Genomic DNA, 19,791 nt, shown 5'->3' with positions numbered 1-19,791 from the left:
GTGCGCCTCGCTAGAGTTGGAGCATGTCTGCTCCCTATACCCTCATCCTCCTCCGCCACGGCAACAGCACCTGGAACCAGCAAAACCTCTTCACCGGTTGGGTGGATGTGCGTCTGAGCGACCAGGGCCGGGCCGAGGCGCTGCGCGCCGGCGAGCTGCTGGCCGAGTCCGGCCTGCTGCCGGACATCCTGCACACCTCCGTGCTCACCCGCGCGATCCAGACCGCGAACATCGCCCTCGAAGAGGCCGACCGCCTCTGGATCGACGTCAAGCGTTCGTGGCGCCTCAACGAGCGCCACTACGGCGCGCTGCAGGGCCTGGACAAGGCCGAGACCCTCGCCACCTACGGTCCCGAGCAGTTCCAGACCTGGCGTCGTTCGTTCGACGTGCCGCCGCCCCTGCTCGACGACTCCTCCGAGTGGTCCCAGGCCAACGACGCCCGCTACGCGGACCTCGGTGACGACCTGCCCCGCACCGAAAGCCTCAAGGACGTCATCGCGCGGATGCTGCCGTACTGGGAGTCCGACATCGCCGCCGACCTCCGCACCGGCAAGACCGTGCTCGTCACCGCGCACGGCAACTCGCTGCGCGCCCTGGTCAAGCACCTCGACGGTGTCTCCGACGCCGACATCGCCGACCTGAACATCCCCACCGGTATCCCGCTGGTCTACCGCCTCGACGAAGACCTCAAGCCGATCGGTGCCGGCGAGTACCTCGACCCCGCTGCCGCCGCTGCCGGCGCCGCCGCCGTCGCGGCCCAGGGCAAGAAGTAACCCACCGCTTCAGGTTCCACCAGAAAGGCCCCCGTCACGTGACGGGGGCCTTTCTGTTCGTTGATCGGGCGTGTCGTTCGTTGATCGAGCGTGTCGTTCGCTGATCGAGCTTGTCGAGATCTACGCCTCGACCGGCGCGTGCTGGTGCCAGTCGCCGGTGCCCAGGTACTGCACCTTCTTGGCGATCGACACCGCGTGGTCGGCGAACCGCTCGTGGTACCGGCTGGCGAGGGTGGCGTCGACGGTGTCGGCGGCCTGGCCCTTCCAGGTTTCGCCGAGCACGGCGTCGAACACGCTCAGGTGCAGTGCGTCCACCTTGTCGTCTTCGTTGCGGATGGCCTCGGCCAGCTGCATGTCTTCGGTGGTGAGCAGCTCGGCGAGCATTTTCGCGATCTTCACGTCGAGAGCGCCCATCTCGGCGAATGTCGGGCGCAGGCTCTTGGGGATCACCTTGTCGGGGAACCGGTACCTGGCCAGCTGTGAGATGTGCGTTGACATGTCGCCCATCCGCTCGAGGGAGGCGCTGATCCGCAACGCGCTCACGACGATGCGCAGGTCACGGGCTACCGGCTGCTGACGGGCGAGGATGGTGATGGCCAGCTCATCGAGTTGCACGGTGAGCTCGTCGATCTTGTCGTCGTCGGCAATGACCTCTTCGGCCAGCGCCACATCGGACTTGTTGAAAGCCTCGGTGGCCTTCTCGATGGAGATGGCCACGAGGCGCGCGATCTCGGCGAGGCGGTCCTGCACCTCGGCGAGCTCTTGCTGAAATACTTCACGCATGTTGTCTGTGGTCCTTCCTGGTCGCGCCAAAGCGCGCGAACGCATGGGACCCGCCTGGCCCCCGACCAATACTGACGAACGCGGGTTAACGGCAGGTGCCGTGCGACTGAATAATAACCAAAGTAGCGTGTGTCCACCCTTGCCGTCGCGATTGAACCGTGCCAGAGTCACTAATCTGGTCAAATGGAATCGACCTGGCTTGTGTTGCTGTCTCTGGCACTGGGCCTCACCGTCGGTGCCGGGTTCGTGACCCTGCTGTATGTCGCGGAGCGGCACGGCAAACGGGCCGCCGACGTGGTCAATCCGGCGGTCCCGGACGGCATCGACCAGGTGCTCGACGCCCTCGAGAGCGCCGGAGTGGTCCTGGACCCGTCGAACAACGTCATCAAGTCCTCGCCGGGGGCGCTGAGCATGGGCCTGGTGGTGAACCAGCAGCTCGCACATCTCGAGCTGCTGGACCTGGCCCGCGGTGTACGCCGCACCGGTGAGGCCGTCTCGGAGGAGCTGGTGCTCTCCCGCGGCCCGTTCGGCGACGCGAGCATGCACCTGCGGGTGCGGCTGGCCAGGCTGGGCTCCCGTTACGTGCTGCTGCTGGCCGAGGACCGCACAGAGGCGTTCAGGCTCGACGAAGTGCGCCGTGACTTCGTCGCCAACATCAGCCACGAACTGAAAACACCGATCGCCGCCGTCGGGCTGCTCGCCGAGGCACTCGGCCACGCGGCCGACGAGCCCGTGCAGGTGCGGCGTTTCGCAGACCGTCTCACCACGGAGGCCGAACGGCTGGCCCGGCTCACTCAGGAGATCATCGAACTCTCCAGGCTGCAGGCCCAGGACGCCCTCCGCGAGCCGGAGCTGCTCGACATCGACGGCATCGTGGCCGCAGGCATCGACCAGAATCGGGTCGTGGCGGATGCGGACCGCATCACCATCGCGGTGGGCAAGAAGTCCCGCGCCATGGTCCACGGCGACGAAAGACTGCTCGTGATGGCCGTGCACAACCTGGTCGCCAACGCCGTGCACTACTCGGCGCCGGGCTCCAGGGTCGGTGTGGGAGCGCGCGTGTCCGACGGCGTGATCCAGATCACCGTCACCGACCAGGGCGTCGGCATCCCGGAGGGCGACCTGGACCGGATCTTCGAAAGGTTCTTCCGCGTCGACCAGGCCAGGTCCCGCAACACCGGCGGCACCGGTCTCGGCCTGGCCATCGTCAAGCACGTCGTGCAGATCCATGGCGGCGACATCCGGGTCTGGTCACAGCCCGGCCATGGTTCGACCTTCACCATTCGCCTGCCAGAGGCGACCCACCCCGCACCAGCGGCGACAGGAGACACACCATGACCCGAATCCTTCTTGTTGAAGACGAGCAGGCGCTGAGCGAGCCGTTGAGCTTCCTGCTCGAACGGGAGGGCTACGAGGTGACGGTGGCGGAGGACGGCCCGAGCGCCCTGGTCGAATTCGACCGGGCCGGCGCCGACCTGGTGCTGCTGGACCTCATGTTGCCCGGCATCCCCGGCACCGAGGTGTGCCGGGAGATCCGCACCCGCTCCGCGGTGCCGATCATCATGCTCACCGCCAAGGACTCCGAGGTCGACATCGTCGTGGGACTCGAGCTGGGTGCGGACGACTACGTCACCAAGCCGTACTCGACCCGGGAACTGCTCGCGCGCATCCGTGCCGTGTCGCGCCGGCACACCGACCCGGCCGAAGAGGATGACGGGGTGCTCGCCGCCGGCACCGTGCGGATGGACATCGAACGGCACACCGTGTCGGTGTCCGGCACCGTGGTGAACATGCCGCTGAAGGAATTCGAGCTGCTCGAGTTCCTGCTGCGCAACGCCGGCCGGGTGCTCACCCGCGGGCAGCTGATCGACCGCGTCTGGGGCACCGACTATTTCGGCGACACCAAGACCCTCGACGTGCACATCAAACGCATCCGCTCACGCATCGAGGCGACCCCGTCCGAGCCCACGATGCTCGTCACCGTGCGCGGGCTGGGCTACCGCTTCGAGGCCTGACCCGCTCGCTCGCCCAGTGACGTGAAAATGCCCCTTGGCCTTTGGTCAAGGGGCATTTTGGTGCGGTTCGCGAGGTTATGGGGCCGGGGTGGCTTCCGGGGTCGCGGCGGGCGCCGGGATCTCGGCGGCAGGCGCCGTGGGGGTAACCGTGGGAACCGGAGGCGCGGTGGGCACCAGGGTGGAGTACTCCGCGAGGGTGCCGTCGAGTACGGGAACGAGAATCTCGATGCCGGTGAGGTCGCCGTACTGGAAGTACACCGGGAACAGCGAACCCGCCGAAGCGTTGAGGTTTTCGATGGAGACACTCTCCCCACCGGGGATCCCGATCTCGGTGGTCGCGTTCGCGTCGATCGTCACGGTCCTGTCGACCTTCTCGTCGACACCCTCGAACTGCACGAGCAGCTCGATGTCTTCGTCGGCGCTGTTCACCACGTGCACGACGAGGTTGGCGTTCTCACCGTCCTCGGTGATCAGCATCGCGTTGCGGATCGCCAGGTCGCCCAGGTCCTCGCTGACACCGTCGCTGGCGTCGTACTGGATGGTCGTCGCCTGAGGGGCGAACAGATTGCATCCGCTGGTGCCCAACAGGATGCCGGCCGCCACTACGACGGTTGCCATGGTTCGCGCTCTCACAAGACCTCCACAAGAGTTCAGCGTTCAGCCCAAGTGGCGTGAACGCTGCAGATTTGGCTCGAGTTTACCTTACGGAATCGTGCCGGACAGGGCGCGCCCTGATGAGCCGCCAATATCCCCTCAAAAGGGTGCCGGGGAGGGGTGGTATCATAGACGTTGCTGAAGGGATATCAATACATGTTATTTGAAGTCGGCGAAACGGTCGTTTATCCCCACCACGGCGCTGCGACGATCACCGAGGTGAAAACTCGCATCATCAAGGGTGAAGAAAAACTGTATTTGAAGCTCAACGTCACTCAGGGGGATCTCACCATCGAGGTGCCGGCTGAGAACGTCGATCTTGTCGGTGTGCGCGACGTGATCGGTCAGGACGGCCTCGACCGGGTCTTCGAAGTCCTGCGGGCTCCGTTTACTGAGGAACCCACCAACTGGTCACGCCGGTACAAGGCCAACCTGGAGAAACTCGCCAGCGGCGATGTCATCAAGGTGTCCGAGGTCGTGCGCGACCTCTGGCGCCGGGATCAGGACCGCGGCCTGTCGGCCGGGGAGAAGCGGATGCTCGCGAAGGCGCGGCAGATCCTCATCTCCGAACTGGCCCTGGCCGAGAAGACCGACGAGGACCAGGCGTCAACGGTGCTCGACGAGGTGCTCGCCTCGTAGTATTACCTGTTCGTACGACAGGCGGCGCCCCGCGGTGCCGCCTTTCGCACGTCCAGCCCAGCCTCACCCCGCCCGTTTCCGCCCAGCGTCACCACGCCCCACCAGATAGCCTCCAGACATGACTGAATTTCCGGTTGCCGCCGTCGCGGTCATCGTCGTCGCCGCCGGCAGCGGCAGCCGGCTCGGCCGGGACCAGCCCAAGGCGTTCGTGCCGCTTGGTGACCGCAGCATCCTCGAGCACGCCCTCACCGGAGTGTTCGGCCTGAACGAACCGGCCCAGGTCATCGTGGTGGCCCCCGACGCCCAGCTGACCGACGCCAGGGCCATCGCCGCCCGTGTCGCCGGTTCCGCCGCCGGGTACCTCGACGTCGTCGCCGGCGGGGACACCCGCCAGTCGTCCGTGGCCCGCGGGCTCGCCCACGTGCGCCCCGGAGTCACCGTCGTGCTCGTTCACGATGCCGCCAGGGCGCTCACCCCCTCCGTTCTGATCGACGCCGTGGTGGCCGCCGTGCGCGCCACCGGCCACGGCATCGTGCCCGGCCTGCCCGTGGTCGACACCATCAAGAACGTCGACGCGGCAGCCACCATCATGGGCACGGTCGACAGGTCACAACTCTCCGCCGTGCAGACCCCGCAGGGCTTTCCCCGCACCATGCTCGACGCCGCCTTCGCCTGGGCCGCCGGCCTGCCGGCCACGGATGCGCAGGATCTCACCGACGACGCGGCGCTGGTCGCCGCGGCCGGCAACGCCGTCACCGTCATCCCCGGCGACCCGCTGGCGTTCAAGGTCACCACGGCCTGGGACCTGCGCCGCGCCGAACTCCTGCTCGGCGACGCCGCGGGCGCACCGGTATCCGCCGACTCGCGGGTGGGCACCGGCCTGGACGTGCACGCCTTCGACGACACCAGCGAGCTATGGCTGGCCGGCCTGCACTGGCCGGGGGAGCGGGGTCTGTCCGGGCACAGCGACGGCGACGCCGCCGTGCACGCCATCTGCGACGCGCTGCTCGCCGCAGCAGCCCTGGGCGACATCGGCCAGGTCTTCGGCACCGCTGACCCCCGCCTCACCGACGCGCACGGCGAGGTGTTCCTCACCGAAACCCTGCGCCTGGTCACCGAGGCCGGCTATCGGGTCGGCAACGTCACCGTGCAGATCATCGGCAACCGCCCCAAGCTCGCCCCGCGCCGGGTCGAGGCACAGGAACTGCTCGCCGCCATCCTGCACGCCCCGGTGTCGGTGTCGGCCACCACGACCGACGCGCTGGGCTTCACCGGGCGCGGTGAGGGCATCGCCGCGCTGGCCACCGCACTCCTCATACCGGAACAGGTCCACCCGGGCATCCGACCGGCTCTCGCCTAAACTGAACCAGTGAGCATGCGACTATACGACTCGAAGGCCCAGGCCCTTCGCGATTTCCTGCCGATCGTTCCAGGCAAGGTGGGAATCTACGTCTGCGGACCCACGGTGCAGTCGTCGCCGCACATCGGCCACCTGCGCAGCGCCCTGGTCTACGACCAGCTGCGCCGCTGGCTCAGCTACCGCGGAAACGACGTCACCTTTATCCGCAATGTCACCGACATCGACGACAAGATCTTGCTGAACGCGAAGGGCACCACCGAACAGTGGTGGGCGCTCGCGTACCGTTTCGAGCTCGAGTTCACCGCCGGCTACCAGCGGTTGGGCATCCTCGCGCCGACCTACGAACCCCGCGCCACCGCGAGCGTGCAGGAGATGCAGGACATCATCGGCCGTCTCGTCGGCAACGGTCACGCCTACCCGGCCGCCGACGACTCCGGCGACGTCTACTTCGACACCCGCAGCTGGCCGGCCTACGGTGAGCTCACCCGTCAGAACCCCGACAACATGGAGGCGGCCACCGACGCCGACCCGCGCGGCAAACGCGACGCCCGCGACTTCGCCCTGTGGAAGGGCCACAAGGCCGACGAACCGGCCACGTCGGCCTGGGCCTCCCCATGGGGTTCCGGCCGGCCCGGCTGGCACATCGAATGCTCCGCCATGGCCGCCCGCTACCTCGGCCCGCACTTCGATATCCACGGCGGAGGCCTCGACCTGCGCTTCCCGCACCACGAGAACGAGCTGGCCCAGTCCACCGCCGCCGGTGACGCCTTTGCGAACTTCTGGGTGCACAACGGCCTGGTCAACACCGAGGGTCAGAAGATGTCCAAGTCGCTCGGCAACTCCGTGTACGCGGCGGAGCTGCTCGACCAGGCCCGCGCCATTGTGGTTCGCTACTACCTGGGCGCCGCGCACTACCGGTCCACCCTCGACTTCCACGGGGGTTCGCTGGCCGAGGCCGAGGCCGCCCTCGAACGCATCGAGAGTTTCCTCGACCGTGCCGACCGGCGCCTGGCCGACACCCGCTTCGCCGGGTCCGGCGTCGAGATCGTGCCGGATGACTTCGCCACCGCCATGGACGACGACCTCGCGGTACCGCAGGCGCTCGGCGTGCTGCACGACACCGTGCGCGCCGGCAACGCGGCCCTCGACGCCGAAGACCTGCACGCGGCCGCGGCCGCGCGCGGCCAGGTGCTCGCGATGAGCGAGGTCCTCGGCATCAACCCACTGTCGCCCGGCTGGGCCGTCGCGACCGATGAACCCGCCATGGTGGCCCTCACCGCCCTCGTCGAGCGCCTGCTCGACGACCGGGAGACCGCCAGGCAGAGCCGCGACTACGCGGCCGCAGACCGTATCCGGGACGAGCTCGTCGCCGCCGGCATTACCATCGAAGACACCCCATCGGGTGCACATTGGAGTTTTGACTGATGAAGAACACAGATCGCAAGTCGCGCACCGGCGCGGTGCGCAAGGGCAGCAGGGGACCGCAGGTCGGTTCCGGCGGCCAGGGCCGTCAGGCCCTCGAGGGCAAGAAGCCCACCCCTAAGGCCGAAGACCGTCCGTACCACCCCGCGGGCAAGGCCAAGGCTGCCAAGGACCGCTTCACCGCGGCCGGCGGCGGGCGCAGCCGCGCCCCTGGCGGCTCCGGCGCCCCGCGCGCCGGCCGCAACACCGGCACCGGCAACACCGGCGGCGGCGGTTCGTCCACCCGCAAGGCGAAGTCGGATGCCGAGTTCGAGGTCGTCACCGGCCGCAACTCGGTGCTCGAGGCGCTGCGCGCCAAGATCCCGGCGTCTGCTCTGTACGTGGCCACGCGCATCGAAATGGATGACCGGGTCAAGGAAGTGCTTAAACTCGCCACGACCCGCAACATCCCGGTGCTCGAGGTCATGCGCCCCGAGATCGACCGGCTCGCCGGCAAGGACGCGGTGCACCAGGGCCTCGCCCTCAAGGTGCCCGCGTACGAGTACGCGCACCCGATCGAGCTGCTCGACCTCACCATCAGCCGCGGCCACAAGCCGTTGTTCGTGGCGCTGGACGGCATCACCGACCCGCGCAACCTCGGTGCGATCATCCGCTCCACCGCCGCGTTCGGCGGCCACGGCATCATCGTGCCGCAGCGCCGTTCCGTCGGTGTCACGGCGTCGGCCTGGAAGACCTCGGCAGGAGCGGCCGCTCGGCTGCCCGTGGCCATGGCGAGCAACCTCACCCAGACGCTCAAGGCGCTCAAGGAGCGCGGCATGCTCGTGATCGGCCTGGACGGCGGCGGCGACACCGTGCTGCCCGAGCTGGGCCTCGGCTTTGCCGAGCGTCCCATCGTCGTGGTCGTCGGCAGCGAGGGCAAGGGCCTGTCCCGCCTCGTCACCGAAACCTGCGACGCCATCGTGTCGATCCCGATCAACGCGAACACCGAGTCGCTGAACGCCGGAATCGCCGCCGGCGTCACCCTGTACGAGATCTCCAAGCTACGCGCCGACGCCCTCGCGGCCAAGGCCGCCGCGAAGGCCTAACCGCCCAGCAGCGCCCGCGCTACGGCGCAGATCCTCCCCTCCGGGAGGATCTGCGCCGTTTCTCGTTGAGTCACCCCTGCACCATGCCCTCCCGACCGCCCGCCTCGCGCGCGCCACCTCGACGCATCCCGCCCACGCGTCCACCCTGCGCCCGCGAGAGGACACTTGAGGCCCCTGACGGGCGGCATGGCGGGCCCCAAGTGTCACCTCGCGAGGGTTGTTCCCGCGAGAGGGCACTTGGTGCCCGTCGCGGGCTCCGTAACGGGCCCGAAGTGTCGTCTGAGCGCTCAAAATGCCCCTTCGGACGGGCTGAAGGGGCATTTTGGCGCAACTCAGGCGGGCTGCGAGCAAGCGTGGTTAGACGTTCAGGCGCCAATCGTCGGCGTCGGCGCCGACCTCGTCAGCGTCGATGTCTTCGTCGTCGGGTTCCTGCACGTCGATCGGCGTGGTGGCCGGGTCGATCACGGTGGCCTCGTCGCGGCGGTGACGCAGCACATCCTGCACGTATGAGGTGACGGCCTCGGCCAGCGGGATATCCCTGTTCGCGTTCTGCGCCATGTACCAGCGGTGGTCGAGCAGCTGGTGGAACACCTCCGCGGGCTCGAGCTTGCCCTTGAGCTCGCGGGGGATGGCGCGCACGACGGGCTCGAAGACCCGCACCAGCCACTCGTGCGCCATCATCTCCTCGTCGGCGTCGGGGTTGCCGTAGGCGACGCCGTAGGAGTCGAGGTCGTTGAGCAGGCGGCGGGCCTGGTTCTCCTCGGCGTCGAGGCCGGTGAGGCGCAGCAGCCGGCGCTGGTGGTGGCCGGCGTCGACGACCTTGGGCTGGATGCGCACCGTCGTGCCGAACTCATCGGTCTTGATCGCGAGTTCCTCGATGTCGAAGCCGAGGTGGTTGAGGCGTTCGACGCGCTCGGTGATGCGCCAGCGCTCGCTGCTCGCGAAGGACTCGGAACCGGTGAGCTCCTTCCACAGCAGCCGGTACGCGGCAACGATGCCGTTGCTCACGTTGACCGGGTCGAGCTCGTCGGCCACGCGGCCGCCGGCCTCGAGGTCCATCAGTTCGCCGGCGATGTTCACCCGGGCGATTTCCAGGTCGTTCTCGCGCTGCCCATTCGACAGGCCGCCGGGGTAGAGCTGACCGGTCTCGGCGTCGACGAGGTACGCGGCGAAAGCGCCGGCATCGCGACGGAAAAGCGTATTCGACAGCGACACGTCGCCCCAGAACAGGCCCACCATGTGCACCCGCACCAGCAGGAGGGCGAGGGCGTCAACCAGGCGGGTGGCGGTGTCGGGGCGCAGGGCCTGGGAGTACAGCGCCCGGTAGGGCAGCGAGAACTTGAGGTGCCGGGTCACGAGCACCGAGTTGAGCGGGTCACCGTCTTCGTCGGTGCGGTTCGTGATCACCGCGAGCGGTTCGACGCAGGGGATCTCCAGGCTCTGCAGGGTGCGGAGCATCTCGTACTCGCGCTTGGCCATCTCGCTGGTGGTCTCCTTGATGGCGACGACCCGGCCACTGAGGTGGGCGAAGCGCACAAGGTGCCGCGAGAGGCCCTTGGGCAGCGAGGCGATGTTCTCGTTCGGCCAGGCGTCCAGCGGAACGTTCCAGGGAAGGTCGAGCAGGGCCGGATCGGCCGTGGCGGAGGTGATGTTGAGAGAACCGCTCATGAGGAGCCTAACTATCGAAAAGGCCCGTCAGGGCCGCAAGCCGCCCCGGCCGGAATCGGCTCGAAGGCGCGGAAACGGCGCCGGTGGGAAACCGGCCGCCGATATGACAAACTCGACCGCCGAAACTGCCGGCGGTCGAGTATGTCGAACGGAACTTAGTCGCTGACGGCGCCGCCGAGACGGAGGCCGGTCTCTGCGTCGAACACGTGCAGGTGATTCGGCGTCGGGGTCAGGTAGACCGTGTCGCCGGCGGACGGGTGCGAGCGGCCATCGACGCGGGCGACGATGTCGGTGCGCTTCCCCTCGACCGTGGAGTGGCCGTAGAGGTAACCGTCGGCGCCGAGCTCCTCGACTAGGTCGACGTCAACGGCGAGGCCTTCGCCCACCGTGGTCGACAGGTGGATGTCCTCGGGGCGAACGCCGATGGTGACCTTCGAGCCGGTGGCACCGGCGAGGGTGTCGCGCTGCACGGGAACCGTGGCGGTGCCGAACTTGATGCCGCCGTCGACGGCGTCGGCCAGGAACAGGTTCATGGCCGGGCTGCCGATGAAGCCGGCAACGAAGACGTTGTTCGGCTTGGCGTACAGGTCGCGCGGGGTGCCGACCTGCTGCAGGACGCCATCCTTGAGAACGGCGATGCGGTCACCCATGGTGAGCGCCTCGGTCTGGTCGTGGGTGACGTAGACCGTAGTGACGCCCAGGCGACGCTGCAGCGACGCGATCTGGGTACGGGTCTGCACGCGCAGCTTGGCGTCGAGGTTCGACAGCGGCTCATCCATGAGGAACACCTGGGGCTGACGCACGATGGCGCGACCCATGGCAACACGCTGACGCTGGCCACCGGAGAGGGCCTTCGGCTTGCGGCTGAGGTAGGGCTCGAGGTCGAGCAGCTTGGCGGCCTCGAGAACGCGGGTGGCGCGCTCGTCCTTGTTGACGCCGGCGATCTTGAGCGCGAAGCCCATGTTCTCGGCGACGGTCATGTGCGGGTACAGCGCGTAATTCTGGAAGACCATGGCGATGTCACGGTCCTTCGGGGGAACGTCGGTGACGTTGCGCTCACCGATGAAGATGTCGCCGTCGTTGACCTCTTCGAGGCCGGCGAGCATGCGCAGCGAGGTGGACTTTCCGCAGCCGGACGGGCCGACGAGGACGAGGAACTCACCATCGGCGACCGACAGATCGAGGTGATCGACCGCGGGGCGGGTGGAACCGGGGTACAGACGGGTGGCCTTGTCAAAGGTTACTGAAGCCATTATTTCGTTATTCTCCTTCACCGGCAGGTACGTGCCGGACGATCCGTTGTGATGGGATTTGCCTGTCCGGCTGACGTAGCGCCAGCGCAAGACCTTCCCAGTATGGCATGCCCGGGATGCGTGTTCGCTGAATTGGCCGCCCACCGCGCGCCGATCAGACCCGGTGAGCCCGCCGTGAGCACGCTGGGAGGCGCCGGTTGGTTATTTCCCAGACTGGGGACCTACTATTTGGAGTGCTACCGCGCATATCCGCGAGCGCACCCCCCTCAACTCGGAGCGATTATCCATGACAACTGGCGGCCCAGGCGACTCTCGTCCCTCGAAGAATCAGCGTCGCGACGCAGCACGCACGAAGGCAGCACAGATTCGAGTGGAACAGAAGAGGCGGGACCGTCGCAACCGGGTGTTCCTGCAGGGCGGCATCGCCATTGCCGCCGTGGCCGTTGTGACGGCCATCGTCCTGATCATCGTCAACTCCGTTCAGCCGGCCGGTCCCGGCCCGCGCAACATGGCCAGTGACGGCCTCCTTGTCGGCGAGGGGTTGACCGCCGTGAGCACCCCGGCTCTGCAGCCGGGTGCCGATCCGGTGCCGTCCACTCCGGACGCTACCGGCAACATCCCTGACATTCGTGTCTACGTCGACTACCTCTGCCCGTTCTGTGGCACCTTCGAAACCACCAACGCCGAGCAGATCTCCCAGTGGGTCGACTCGGGTGCCGCCACAGTGGAAGTGCACCCGATCTCGATCCTGACCAGCAAGTCCGCGGGCACCCAGTACTCGCTGCGCGCCGCGAACGCGGCTGCGTGCGTGGCGGATTCCTCCCCGGACGACTTCCTCGCGTTCAACTCGGCGCTCTTCGAGGCGCAGCCCGTAGAAGGCACCGCCGGCCTGAGCGACGATGAGATCAAGGGGATCGTGAAGAGTTCCGGGGTGTCGGAGAAGCTCACCGCGATCAACGAGTGCATCGACGAGACCACGTTCAAGTCCTGGGTGCTGGCCGCCACGGACCGGGCGCTGAGCGGACCGATCCCGAACTCGTCCTCCCTCGAAGCGATCACGGGAACCCCGACGGTGCTCGTGAACGGCAAGCAGTACGTGGGAGCGCTGGAAGACCCCAAGGAATTCGCGGCCTTCGTGCTGCAGGCCGCCAGCGAGGCGTACTCCACCTCGACGCCGACCCCCACCCCGACGACGGCCGGGTAGCCGGTCGTTTCCCGGGCCGGATGCCGGGCCGACACCTGATTGCGTCGGCATCCGGTCGTCGGGTGATTTAGGATGAAGGCTCGAGGCAGTTCGATCGCCTCATGCCGGCCTGGCGCAATTGGTAGCGCACCACTCTTGTAAAGTGGGGGTTACGGGTTCAAGTCCCGTGGCCGGCCCCATATTCTCGCCCCTCCCGACGGTGCCAGCCGGGCTACGATGTCCGCGTGCCGGCCTGCCGTGGCGCCGGCGGAATCGAGGATTCTCATGTTCACCCTGCACATCGAACACTCCGTCCGGGACTACGACGCGTGGAAGCAGATGTTCGATTCGGATCCGCTCGGACGCAAGACCGCCGGCGTCAGCTCGTTCCGGATCATGCGCCCGGTCGACGACGTTGAATCGGTGCGGATCGACCTCGATTTCGACTCCCGCACCGACGCCGAGAAAATGAAGGTGGCGCTCGAGGAACTCTGGAAGGGTCCGGGGGTAGCCCTGATGCGCAATCCCCGCGCCCTGCTGACCGAAACCGTGGCGGACGTCACCCTGTGAACAGAGCTCACCCGGGCGGCGACATCCGGGCCGACCCGACGCTCATCTCGGTGACCGACGAGGCGTACCTCGGCCGGGCCATCAACGTGGCGCGTCTGGCGCGCGCGAACGGGAATCACCCGTTCGGCGCCATCCTGGTGGCCGGTGACGGCACGATCATCGAGGGCCAGAACAGTGTGGTCACGGCGGGCGACCCGACCGGGCACGCCGAGACCAACCTCGTCCGCCTCGCCAGCGCCCGGCTGTCCAGGGACGAACTTCGCGCCAGTACCCTCTACACGAGCACCGAACCCTGCGTCATGTGCTCCGGCGCCATCTACTGGGCGGGGATCGGCCGGGTCGCCTACGCGCTGCCCGAGCAGATGCTCGGCGAGATGGTGCCGGATCAGGGCGGGGAAGCGACGCTCGACCTGCCCTGCCGGGAGGTGTTCGCCCGCGGCGGCAACACCGTGATCGTCGCCGGTCCCGCCCTGGTCACTGAAGCGGCCGACGTGCACGCGGGTTTCTGGGACGCCGCGACCTGACGGGCGCGCCGTGACGGGCGACCCTGGCCGGGTCAGCCCGTCGACGGGCTGCCGGAAGGCAGCGTGCGGCTCAGCTGCGGGCCCGGCGGCTCGGGCAACCGGCCGGTGATCGCGTGCGCGACGACCACCGCCACGATCACCAGCGGCATCACGGCATACGCGTCGCTGCTGAGCAGCACCGTGGCCAGCAGCACGCTGGTGAGCGGCAGGCGCAGCATCGACGCGCACATGGCGCCGATGCCCACCTCCGCCGCCGGCACCAGCACCACGCCGGGCAGAGGCGAGGCCGCGATCCCCAGGGCGGCGCCGAGGAACATCGCCGGGAAGATCGGGCCGCCCCGGAACGCGCCAGCGACAGGCCACAGCCAAGCGCCTTGCACAGGATCAGCAGCAGGACCGCGCCCCACTGGCCAGGCAGCACCGTCGGAGATCAGCGAAGGCAGCGCCGACTGACCGGAGAAGAGCACCTCGGCGGTGTCCTCCCCGGTCACCTGCGCGAACAGCACGGCTGGCGCCACCAGCAGCCCCGACAGGGCCAACAGCGGAAACGGCTACCAGAGCGGTACGTCGGCGAAGCCCAGGACGCCGCGCAGCGCGGTGAACAGGTACTACTGCAGCCAGGTCACCAGCGCCATGAAGCCATAGGCGGCGATCAACACCGGCACTCCGACGAGCCCGGCCAGCAGCAGGATGCGCAGGTAACCGCGGGAGCGGATCACCGCCAGCGGATCGGGCGACGGCTGTGCCGGTGCCGACGGATCGGGGTGCACGTCCATATCGCGGTCCTCCTCGTCGGGCTATGGGCGTGCCAGAGTCCTAGCCCACGCTGGCCCGGACGAATCGGCAGCGCAAGGCCCACACTATGACGGCCGGGAACGCGCTGTTCTCCGCTCTGCTCCTGGTGCTCATCGTCGCCACCCTCGTGGACATCATCACCCGGCAGAACGGCCAGGTGAAGCACCTGCCCAAGGTGCTCTGGGTGCTGCTGGTGATCTTTCTCCCGGTGATCGGCAGCCTGCTCTGGTTTGCCATCGGCCGGGAGTATCCCGTCCCGGCCGAGCGGTCCAGCGTCGGCATGCCTCGCCGCCGCCCCGCTCCCGCCGGCGGACCCACGGTGCAGCCGGCGCGCCTGGCGAGGACCACCGAGGACGAACTGGCCGACCTCGAGCGCGAGATCGACTTCCACGCCGAACAGGCCCGCATTCGACGGCTCGAGGCGGAGCTGGCCGAACGGCGCCGGCCGGCGGACGAACCGTGAGCGGTCGGTTGACGTTGGGGGTTGGTCGAGGCTGAGCGTCGCGCGGGGGGCCGGAAACGGGTCTACGCTTGGGTTTGTGGTAATAGACAACAAAATACCCCAGCAGCCCGTTCGCTCCGAATTCGACAAGATGGTGGCGGGGGAGTGGTACCGGTATCGTTCCGGGCCCGAGCTGGCCGAGATGACGTCGAGTACGCAGCGCACCTGCCGGCAGATCACCGCGCTCTACGATGACGACCAGCCCGCGGCGCACGCGCTGTTCGCCGGGATGCTCGGCAGCGCCGGCGCCGGCGCCGACTTCCGGCCGCCGCTGTACCTGGATTACGGCTCTCGACTGCACGTGGGCGCGAACACGTTCATCAATGCGGACTTCCTCACGCTGGGCGGCGGGGAGATCAGCATCGGCGCAAACGTGCTGGTGGGACCCAGCGCCCGGCTGTACACGCCGAGTCATGCCCTGGACGTGGCGGAGCGCCGTGCCGGATTCGAGCGGGTCTCACCGATCACCATCGAAGACGATGTCTGGCTCGGCGGCAATGTCGTGGTCTGCCCCGGGGTGACCATCGGCGCGGGCAGCATCATCGGCGCCGGCTCCGTCGTCACCAAGGACGTCCCGGCCGGGGTCATTGCCGCCGGCAATCCGGCCCGCGTGGTGCGCGAGATCGGGCCGGACGACCGGATCGGCCTGGGCGCGGCCTGACCTACCCGACCGCGGCCTGACGTCACCGGGTCCGTGGGGGGCGAGCGTACGCAGGGACGATCGCCGCGGGTTGGATGACCGAGGACGGCACCGTCAACTCGCTGTTCACGTCACCGGAGCAGGGTGCGACCACCTCCACGTGGGCGACCAGTGAACGCCTTCGCCTGAGCACTGCCATGCGCATCCTCCCGAACGCGGGCCAACTGTTGCCGGTGCGGACATGTACGTCCCGTGCGCCGGGCGCAATTGTCCGCACGGGCAACACTTGCGGCCGCCGAATCCGGATCCTAAGTTGGGGGGCATGGCTCGGGACGGTTATGGCAGTGCGGATGCGGATAGGGCGGTCTGGGTAGCTCAGGGAATCCCTGCTCCCGCGCGGCGCGCGCTCGTGGCCGCAGGCATCCTGACCGTAAAGGATCTGCGCGCGATGGACCCTGACGTCCTCGCCCGACTGCACGGGATGGGCCCGTCGGCGCTGGCCCGGCTGCGTCCGTTGCGCGCGACGCCTGACCTGCCCGACCACCGGTGCAGCCACGCGGCTCCCCGGTGACCGCCCAACTGTTCCCGCTGCGGACAATTGCGTCCGGTGCGCCGGACGCAATTGTCCGCGCGGGTAACAGTTGCGGCCGCGGAGGCCGCCCCGGACTTAGCCGACGGGGGTGAAGTTGAGCGAGATCGAGTTCATGCAGTACCGGTCACCGGTTGGGGTGCCGAAACCGTCGTCGAACACGTGGCCCAGGTGCGATCCACACGCTGCGCAGCGCACCTCGGTTCGCACGACGCCGAGCGAACGGTCTTCGATGAGCTCCACGGCCTCGGGGCGCACTGACTCATAGAAGCTCGGCCAGCCGCAGCCGGAGTCGAACTTCGTGCCGCTCTTGAACAACTCGGCGTTGCAGGCGCCGCAGGTGTAGACGCCGGAGCGGCCCTCGTCGAGGAGTTCGCCGGTCCAGGCGCGTTCGGTGGCCGCACCGCGCAGCACGGCGTACTGCTCTGCGGTGAGCTCCGCCTTCCATTCGGCGTCAGACTTGGTGACCTCGTAGTCCATGGTGCGTCCTTTCGATCCAGTCTCGGCAGAGAACTGCCTCCAGAGTAAACTCGGCCGGGCTCTCCGGCATTCCCGGTGACGGCGCACGCGGTGATTCCCCAGCCGATTCCCACCCTCGACCGTAGCGGGTCAACGTCTCCGCGACAGGCGGGTCCGGTCAGCGAAAACCCAGTTCGTGCCAAATAGGATGACGCACATGGCGACCAGCGAGCACGGCGAGAGCGAACGGGGCGCCGAAGGCACCGTGGGGCTCAGCCCTCGTGACGAAAACCTGCTCGCGTTCGAGCGGCGCTGGTGGTCGCACCCGGGTGCCAAGGAGCAGGCCATTCGCTCCGAATTCGGCATGTCGGCGGCCCGGTACTATCAGTTGGTGGGTGCCCTGCTCGACTCCCCGCTTGCCCTCGCCCACGATCCCATGCTGGTCAAACGACTGCAACGGATGCGTGACGCGCGGTCGCAGGCGCGGTCAGCCCGAGCCATCCGCCCTATCGAGTAGGGAACCTCCTACCGTGTGTTCAGCCAAACGAGGATCGAACCAGACAGACGATGCCCACTTCGTACCCGAAAGACCGCTTCGATGACCTCCCGCACAAGCTCGACCGCGTGGGGGCGCACCGCGCACCAGCCAAGAAAGGGCGTCGCTGGGTGGCCTTCTGGTGGGCGCTCGCCGCGACCGCTCTCCTTATCGGGGTGGGCGCCGTCGGACTGACAGTCCTGAACAACCGGCTGAATATCACCATCCCCGGTATCGAGGCAGAGACCACCCCCGCGGAGCCGACGCCGGAACCGGTGCCGACGGCGGAGCCGACCACTGACCCCAGTGCGAGTGTCACGGTGCTCAACGGGACCCCGACGACCGGCGTGGCCCGGTCGGTCGGCGACCTGCTCGCGACCAGCGGCTGGACCGTCGGCAGCACCAGCGACGCGGATACCGAAGACGTCGTCACGACGACCGTTTACTACGCGGATGCGTCCCTGGAGGGCGCTGCACGCGGTGTGGCGGCGCTGCTGCCCGGTTCCGAGGTCTTGCTGGCCGACGACTTCGCGGGCTCAGATGCCACGCTGACCGTCGTCGTGGGCAGCGACTACGTGATGCCCGCCGGCTGACCTGGCCTAACGGCTCCGCGCAATACTGGGGTTGCCCTCCCCAGTCAACCCCCTATTGAGTTTCCCTCCCGTCACTAGTGTCTGCAGTGGTCGCTCATTTTCTTGCGGAGCGCTCTCCTTCCGAGAGCGCCCCCTTACGAGACGGTGGACGCAGCTTCTGCGCCAGGCCCGGTAACACCAGCGGGTGAGTGCCGAATACAACACTGCAACAGGGGAGTTTCACATGGCGAACGGAACCGTCAAATGGTTCAACGCTGAAAAGGGTTTCGGCTTCATCACAGTCGATGGAGGTGGGCAGGACGTCTTCGTTCACTACTCCGCCATCGACATGCACGGCTACAAGGTTCTCGAAGAAGGCCAGCACGTGATCTTCGAACTCGGTACCGGAGCCAAGGGCCCGCAGGCCGAGTCGGTCCGCCCGGCCTAACCACCCCGCGCCGAACAGCACACAGCCTCAACCAGCTGTGAACATCACGCACTTGCTCGATCGCTGAACACAGAATCACCGGTCGAACACCGAGTGTCAGTCACGCCACCACCATGAACGCCAGGCAGACATACCAGGCGGAGCTAGGGTGTGTGGCGTGACTGCGTTTCGAATGACCCCTGCTGCCGCCCGCCGATCCCGATCCCGATCCGGACTCCGGGCGCCGCGCGCCGCGGGTCTGGTCGTCGCCGGCCTGTGCCTGGGTTTGGGGTTTGTCGGGTGCGCGGCCCCGCTGCCCGGAGGAACGACGCCGTCGGCGAACCCGACGCCGCAACCGGGCGTGATGCCGTTACGCGGCATGCCGGTGGACCCGTCCGCTGCCGAGAATCCGTCCCTGGCCGTGAAGATCGACAACCACCCCGCCGCCAGGCCGCAGATCGGACTCGAGCGCGCCGACCTGGTCTTCGAGGAGTTGGTGGAGGGCGGTCTCACCCGCTACGCCGCGCTCTGGCACTCCGACGTGCCCGAGTCCGTGGGACCGGTGCGGTCCATCCGTCCGATGGACCCCGAGATCCTGGGATCATTCGGCGGCATCGTGGCGTATTCCGGCGGCCAGCCGCAGTTCGTCGACCAGATGAAGGCCGCCCCGCTGCTGAACGTGTCTTTCGACGACGACTCCGAAGGACTGTTCGTCCGGGCCGATGACCGGGATTCTCCCCACGACGTGGTGCTCGCCGCGGCCGAGACCGTCGCGCTGCACTCCGACCTCGCGCCGCCGCCGCGCCAGTTCGACTACGCCGACAGCGCCGCAGAGGCCACAGCGGCCCTCGCCGGCGATCCGACCACCGGTATCGTCACCCGGTTCTCCGAGTCCAATGGGCGGGCCTGGGCCTGGGACCCGGCGGCCCCGGCCTACCTGCGCAGCCAGGACGGCGCCGCAGACCTGGACACCGCCGGTGCGCAGCTGCGCGCCACCAACGTGGTGGTGCTGCGGGTTGAGGTTGACCGCGGCAGCGACGTGCCCCGCACCATCCTGTCCGGATCGGGAGAGGCCTGGGTCTCGACCAGCGGTTCGACGATGCCGGTCACCTGGTTCAAGGATGCCGCGGCCGCGCCGATCCGGCTGGCCGACGCGGACGGGGCGACGGTCGAACTCGCCCCGGGCAACACCTGGATCGAATTGGTTCCCGCCGACGACGGCAGCGTGGAACTGGTGCTGTAGGTCAGCCGGCACCCGGCACCAGCCCCCGTCGTTCACTTGCACTCTCGACCCCAGAGTGCCAGAATCGATTTGGCACTCTGCTGTTCGGAGTGCTAACCCA

At 68.0% G+C, this 19,791-nt stretch carries 24 protein-coding genes and 1 tRNA gene; 18 read left to right on the top strand and 7 right to left on the bottom strand.

The genetic code is table 11. The features are described from left to right. Positions 1–23 precede the first annotated feature (23 nt). Positions 24–773, top strand: a complete 750-nt coding sequence (locus tag E3O42_RS04735; RefSeq protein WP_134452763.1) for a phosphoglyceromutase — start codon at positions 24–26, stop codon at positions 771–773. A gap of 120 nt (positions 774–893) precedes the next feature. Here E3O42_RS04735 and phoU read toward each other — a convergent pair whose 3' ends face one another. Beyond that, on the bottom strand, positions 894–1,556 hold the full coding sequence (gene phoU, locus E3O42_RS04730) for a phosphate signaling complex protein PhoU (RefSeq protein ID WP_134452762.1): 663 nt from the start codon (positions 1,554–1,556) through the stop codon (positions 894–896). A 183-nt stretch (positions 1,557–1,739) separates the two neighbouring features. Between phoU and E3O42_RS04725 the strand changes: the two genes are divergently transcribed. Together E3O42_RS04725 and E3O42_RS04720 are read left to right on the top strand one after the other, a co-directional pair. Continuing rightward, positions 1,740–2,894 (top strand): sensor histidine kinase, encoded by a 1,155-nt coding sequence (locus tag E3O42_RS04725; protein ID WP_134452761.1) that lies wholly within the window; start codon positions 1,740–1,742, stop codon positions 2,892–2,894. Further along, positions 2,891–3,571 (top strand): response regulator transcription factor, encoded by a 681-nt coding sequence (locus tag E3O42_RS04720; protein WP_134452760.1) that lies wholly within the window; start codon positions 2,891–2,893, stop codon positions 3,569–3,571. Before E3O42_RS04725 ends, E3O42_RS04720 begins: the two co-directional genes overlap by 4 nt. A gap of 75 nt (positions 3,572–3,646) precedes the next feature. On the opposite strand, the gene E3O42_RS17915 is transcribed toward E3O42_RS04720, so the two are convergent. Continuing rightward, entirely contained in the window at positions 3,647–4,189 is a 543-nt protein-coding gene (locus E3O42_RS17915; RefSeq protein WP_166787893.1) for a hypothetical protein, read from the bottom strand. Positions 4,190–4,381: 192 nt separating this feature from the next. On the opposite strand from E3O42_RS17915, the gene E3O42_RS04710 reads away from it, so the two are divergent. From E3O42_RS04710 to rlmB, 4 genes are all read left to right on the top strand, one after another. Further along, the gene (locus E3O42_RS04710) at positions 4,382–4,864 is read left to right on the top strand and encodes a CarD family transcriptional regulator (protein ID WP_088457054.1); all 483 of its coding nucleotides are present in this window, start codon (positions 4,382–4,384) and stop codon (positions 4,862–4,864) included. Between the two features lie 118 nt (positions 4,865–4,982). Next, a complete protein-coding gene (ispD, locus tag E3O42_RS04705) occupies positions 4,983–6,224 on the top strand; it encodes a 2-C-methyl-D-erythritol 4-phosphate cytidylyltransferase (RefSeq protein ID WP_134452758.1) in 1,242 nt (413 codons plus the stop codon). Between the two features lie 9 nt (positions 6,225–6,233). Further along, the gene (cysS, locus tag E3O42_RS04700) at positions 6,234–7,649 is read left to right on the top strand and encodes a cysteine--tRNA ligase (protein WP_134452757.1); all 1,416 of its coding nucleotides are present in this window, start codon (positions 6,234–6,236) and stop codon (positions 7,647–7,649) included. Continuing rightward, on the top strand, positions 7,649–8,731 hold the full coding sequence (gene rlmB / locus E3O42_RS04695) for a 23S rRNA (guanosine(2251)-2'-O)-methyltransferase RlmB (RefSeq protein WP_134452756.1): 1,083 nt from the start codon (positions 7,649–7,651) through the stop codon (positions 8,729–8,731). The genes cysS and rlmB overlap by 1 nt, the downstream gene beginning before the upstream one ends. Before the next feature lie 357 nt (positions 8,732–9,088). On the opposite strand, the gene E3O42_RS04690 is transcribed toward rlmB, so the two are convergent. Both E3O42_RS04690 and E3O42_RS04685 read right to left on the bottom strand, forming a co-directional pair. After that, positions 9,089–10,399: a DUF4032 domain-containing protein gene (locus E3O42_RS04690; RefSeq protein ID WP_134452755.1), complete on the bottom strand. Its 1,311-nt coding sequence runs from the start codon at positions 10,397–10,399 to the stop codon at positions 9,089–9,091. 155 nt (positions 10,400–10,554) lie between these two features. Next, positions 10,555–11,652, bottom strand: a complete 1,098-nt coding sequence (locus E3O42_RS04685) for an ABC transporter ATP-binding protein (RefSeq protein ID WP_134452754.1) — start codon at positions 11,650–11,652, stop codon at positions 10,555–10,557. A gap of 370 nt (positions 11,653–12,022) precedes the next feature. Between E3O42_RS04685 and E3O42_RS04680 the strand changes: the two genes are divergently transcribed. The 4 genes from E3O42_RS04680 to E3O42_RS04665 all read left to right on the top strand — a co-directional run bounded on the left by E3O42_RS04680 (position 12,023) and on the right by E3O42_RS04665 (position 13,929). Next, entirely contained in the window at positions 12,023–12,856 is an 834-nt protein-coding gene (locus E3O42_RS04680; RefSeq protein WP_338144922.1) for a DsbA family protein, read from the top strand. A gap of 103 nt (positions 12,857–12,959) precedes the next feature. Further along, positions 12,960–13,035 (top strand) — tRNA-Thr (locus E3O42_RS04675). Between the two features lie 85 nt (positions 13,036–13,120). Beyond that, positions 13,121–13,405 (top strand): hypothetical protein, encoded by a 285-nt coding sequence (locus tag E3O42_RS04670; RefSeq protein ID WP_198414060.1) that lies wholly within the window; start codon positions 13,121–13,123, stop codon positions 13,403–13,405. Next, the gene (locus E3O42_RS04665) at positions 13,402–13,929 is read left to right on the top strand and encodes a nucleoside deaminase (protein ID WP_241984642.1); all 528 of its coding nucleotides are present in this window, start codon (positions 13,402–13,404) and stop codon (positions 13,927–13,929) included. The genes E3O42_RS04670 and E3O42_RS04665 overlap by 4 nt, the downstream gene beginning before the upstream one ends. A gap of 32 nt (positions 13,930–13,961) precedes the next feature. Here E3O42_RS04665 and E3O42_RS18170 read toward each other — a convergent pair whose 3' ends face one another. Beyond that, complete coding sequence (locus E3O42_RS18170) at positions 13,962–14,435, bottom strand: chloride channel protein (protein WP_174844220.1); 474 nt, start codon at positions 14,433–14,435, stop codon at positions 13,962–13,964. 102 nt (positions 14,436–14,537) lie between these two features. Beyond that, the gene (locus E3O42_RS18165; RefSeq protein ID WP_174844219.1) at positions 14,538–14,705 is read right to left on the bottom strand and encodes a hypothetical protein; all 168 of its coding nucleotides are present in this window, start codon (positions 14,703–14,705) and stop codon (positions 14,538–14,540) included. A gap of 86 nt (positions 14,706–14,791) precedes the next feature. On the opposite strand from E3O42_RS18165, the gene E3O42_RS04655 reads away from it, so the two are divergent. The 3 genes from E3O42_RS04655 (at position 14,792) to E3O42_RS18910 (ending at position 16,437) form a co-directional block, all read left to right on the top strand. Continuing rightward, entirely contained in the window at positions 14,792–15,187 is a 396-nt protein-coding gene (locus E3O42_RS04655) for a PLD nuclease N-terminal domain-containing protein (RefSeq protein ID WP_134452751.1), read from the top strand. A gap of 76 nt (positions 15,188–15,263) precedes the next feature. Then, positions 15,264–15,887 carry a sugar O-acetyltransferase gene (locus tag E3O42_RS04650; protein ID WP_241984641.1) on the top strand — a complete coding sequence of 208 codons (624 nt, stop codon included), beginning with the start codon at positions 15,264–15,266 and terminating at the stop codon, positions 15,885–15,887. Positions 15,888–16,314: 427 nt separating this feature from the next. Continuing rightward, complete coding sequence (locus tag E3O42_RS18910; RefSeq protein ID WP_241984640.1) at positions 16,315–16,437, top strand: hypothetical protein; 123 nt, start codon at positions 16,315–16,317, stop codon at positions 16,435–16,437. A gap of 96 nt (positions 16,438–16,533) precedes the next feature. On the opposite strand, the gene msrB is transcribed toward E3O42_RS18910, so the two are convergent. Continuing rightward, positions 16,534–16,935, bottom strand: a complete 402-nt coding sequence (gene msrB / locus E3O42_RS04640; protein ID WP_134452749.1) for a peptide-methionine (R)-S-oxide reductase MsrB — start codon at positions 16,933–16,935, stop codon at positions 16,534–16,536. A gap of 187 nt (positions 16,936–17,122) precedes the next feature. On the opposite strand from msrB, the gene E3O42_RS04635 reads away from it, so the two are divergent. The 4 genes from E3O42_RS04635 (at position 17,123) to E3O42_RS04620 (ending at position 19,691) form a co-directional block, all read left to right on the top strand. Beyond that, positions 17,123–17,431, top strand: a complete 309-nt coding sequence (locus tag E3O42_RS04635) for a DUF3263 domain-containing protein (protein WP_134452855.1) — start codon at positions 17,123–17,125, stop codon at positions 17,429–17,431. A gap of 50 nt (positions 17,432–17,481) precedes the next feature. Continuing rightward, positions 17,482–18,042: a LytR C-terminal domain-containing protein gene (locus tag E3O42_RS04630; protein ID WP_134452748.1), complete on the top strand. Its 561-nt coding sequence runs from the start codon at positions 17,482–17,484 to the stop codon at positions 18,040–18,042. 223 nt (positions 18,043–18,265) lie between these two features. Then, on the top strand, positions 18,266–18,469 hold the full coding sequence (locus E3O42_RS04625) for a cold-shock protein (protein ID WP_088457037.1): 204 nt from the start codon (positions 18,266–18,268) through the stop codon (positions 18,467–18,469). Positions 18,470–18,812: 343 nt separating this feature from the next. Continuing rightward, on the top strand, positions 18,813–19,691 hold the full coding sequence (locus E3O42_RS04620; RefSeq protein ID WP_166787892.1) for a DUF3048 domain-containing protein: 879 nt from the start codon (positions 18,813–18,815) through the stop codon (positions 19,689–19,691). The last annotated feature ends 100 nt before the right edge of the window (positions 19,692–19,791 follow it).

The sequence above is a fragment of the Cryobacterium adonitolivorans genome (assembly GCF_004402695.1).
Lineage (GTDB): Bacteria > Actinomycetota > Actinomycetes > Actinomycetales > Microbacteriaceae > Cryobacterium > Cryobacterium adonitolivorans.
Note: the sequence above shows the minus strand (reverse complement) of the source record. Positions and strands in the feature narration are given on the sequence as shown.

Coding starts and splice junctions, on each gene's coding strand:
- E3O42_RS04710 (WP_088457054.1), top strand. CDS start 4,382: ATGTTATTTGAAGTCGGCGAAACGGTCGTTTATCCCCACCACGGCGCT.
- rlmB (WP_134452756.1), top strand. CDS start 7,649: ATGAAGAACACAGATCGCAAGTCGCGCACCGGCGCGGTGCGCAAGGGC.
- E3O42_RS04735 (WP_134452763.1), top strand. CDS start 24: ATGTCTGCTCCCTATACCCTCATCCTCCTCCGCCACGGCAACAGCACC.
- E3O42_RS04620 (WP_166787892.1), top strand. CDS start 18,813: ATGCCGTTACGCGGCATGCCGGTGGACCCGTCCGCTGCCGAGAATCCG.
- E3O42_RS04690 (WP_134452755.1), bottom strand. CDS start 10,399: ATGAGCGGTTCTCTCAACATCACCTCCGCCACGGCCGATCCGGCCCTG.
- E3O42_RS04685 (WP_134452754.1), bottom strand. CDS start 11,652: ATGGCTTCAGTAACCTTTGACAAGGCCACCCGTCTGTACCCCGGTTCC.
- E3O42_RS04720 (WP_134452760.1), top strand. CDS start 2,891: ATGACCCGAATCCTTCTTGTTGAAGACGAGCAGGCGCTGAGCGAGCCG.
- E3O42_RS04725 (WP_134452761.1), top strand. CDS start 1,740: ATGGAATCGACCTGGCTTGTGTTGCTGTCTCTGGCACTGGGCCTCACC.
- E3O42_RS04630 (WP_134452748.1), top strand. CDS start 17,482: ATGCCCACTTCGTACCCGAAAGACCGCTTCGATGACCTCCCGCACAAG.
- E3O42_RS04625 (WP_088457037.1), top strand. CDS start 18,266: ATGGCGAACGGAACCGTCAAATGGTTCAACGCTGAAAAGGGTTTCGGC.
- msrB (WP_134452749.1), bottom strand. CDS start 16,935: ATGGACTACGAGGTCACCAAGTCTGACGCCGAATGGAAGGCGGAGCTC.
- E3O42_RS04670 (WP_198414060.1), top strand. CDS start 13,121: ATGTTCACCCTGCACATCGAACACTCCGTCCGGGACTACGACGCGTGG.
- E3O42_RS18910 (WP_241984640.1), top strand. CDS start 16,315: ATGGACCCTGACGTCCTCGCCCGACTGCACGGGATGGGCCCGTCGGCG.
- E3O42_RS04655 (WP_134452751.1), top strand. CDS start 14,792: ATGACGGCCGGGAACGCGCTGTTCTCCGCTCTGCTCCTGGTGCTCATC.
- E3O42_RS18165 (WP_174844219.1), bottom strand. CDS start 14,705: ATGGACGTGCACCCCGATCCGTCGGCACCGGCACAGCCGTCGCCCGAT.
- phoU (WP_134452762.1), bottom strand. CDS start 1,556: ATGCGTGAAGTATTTCAGCAAGAGCTCGCCGAGGTGCAGGACCGCCTC.
- E3O42_RS04635 (WP_134452855.1), top strand. CDS start 17,123: ATGACGCACATGGCGACCAGCGAGCACGGCGAGAGCGAACGGGGCGCC.
- ispD (WP_134452758.1), top strand. CDS start 4,983: ATGACTGAATTTCCGGTTGCCGCCGTCGCGGTCATCGTCGTCGCCGCC.
- E3O42_RS17915 (WP_166787893.1), bottom strand. CDS start 4,189: ATGGCAACCGTCGTAGTGGCGGCCGGCATCCTGTTGGGCACCAGCGGA.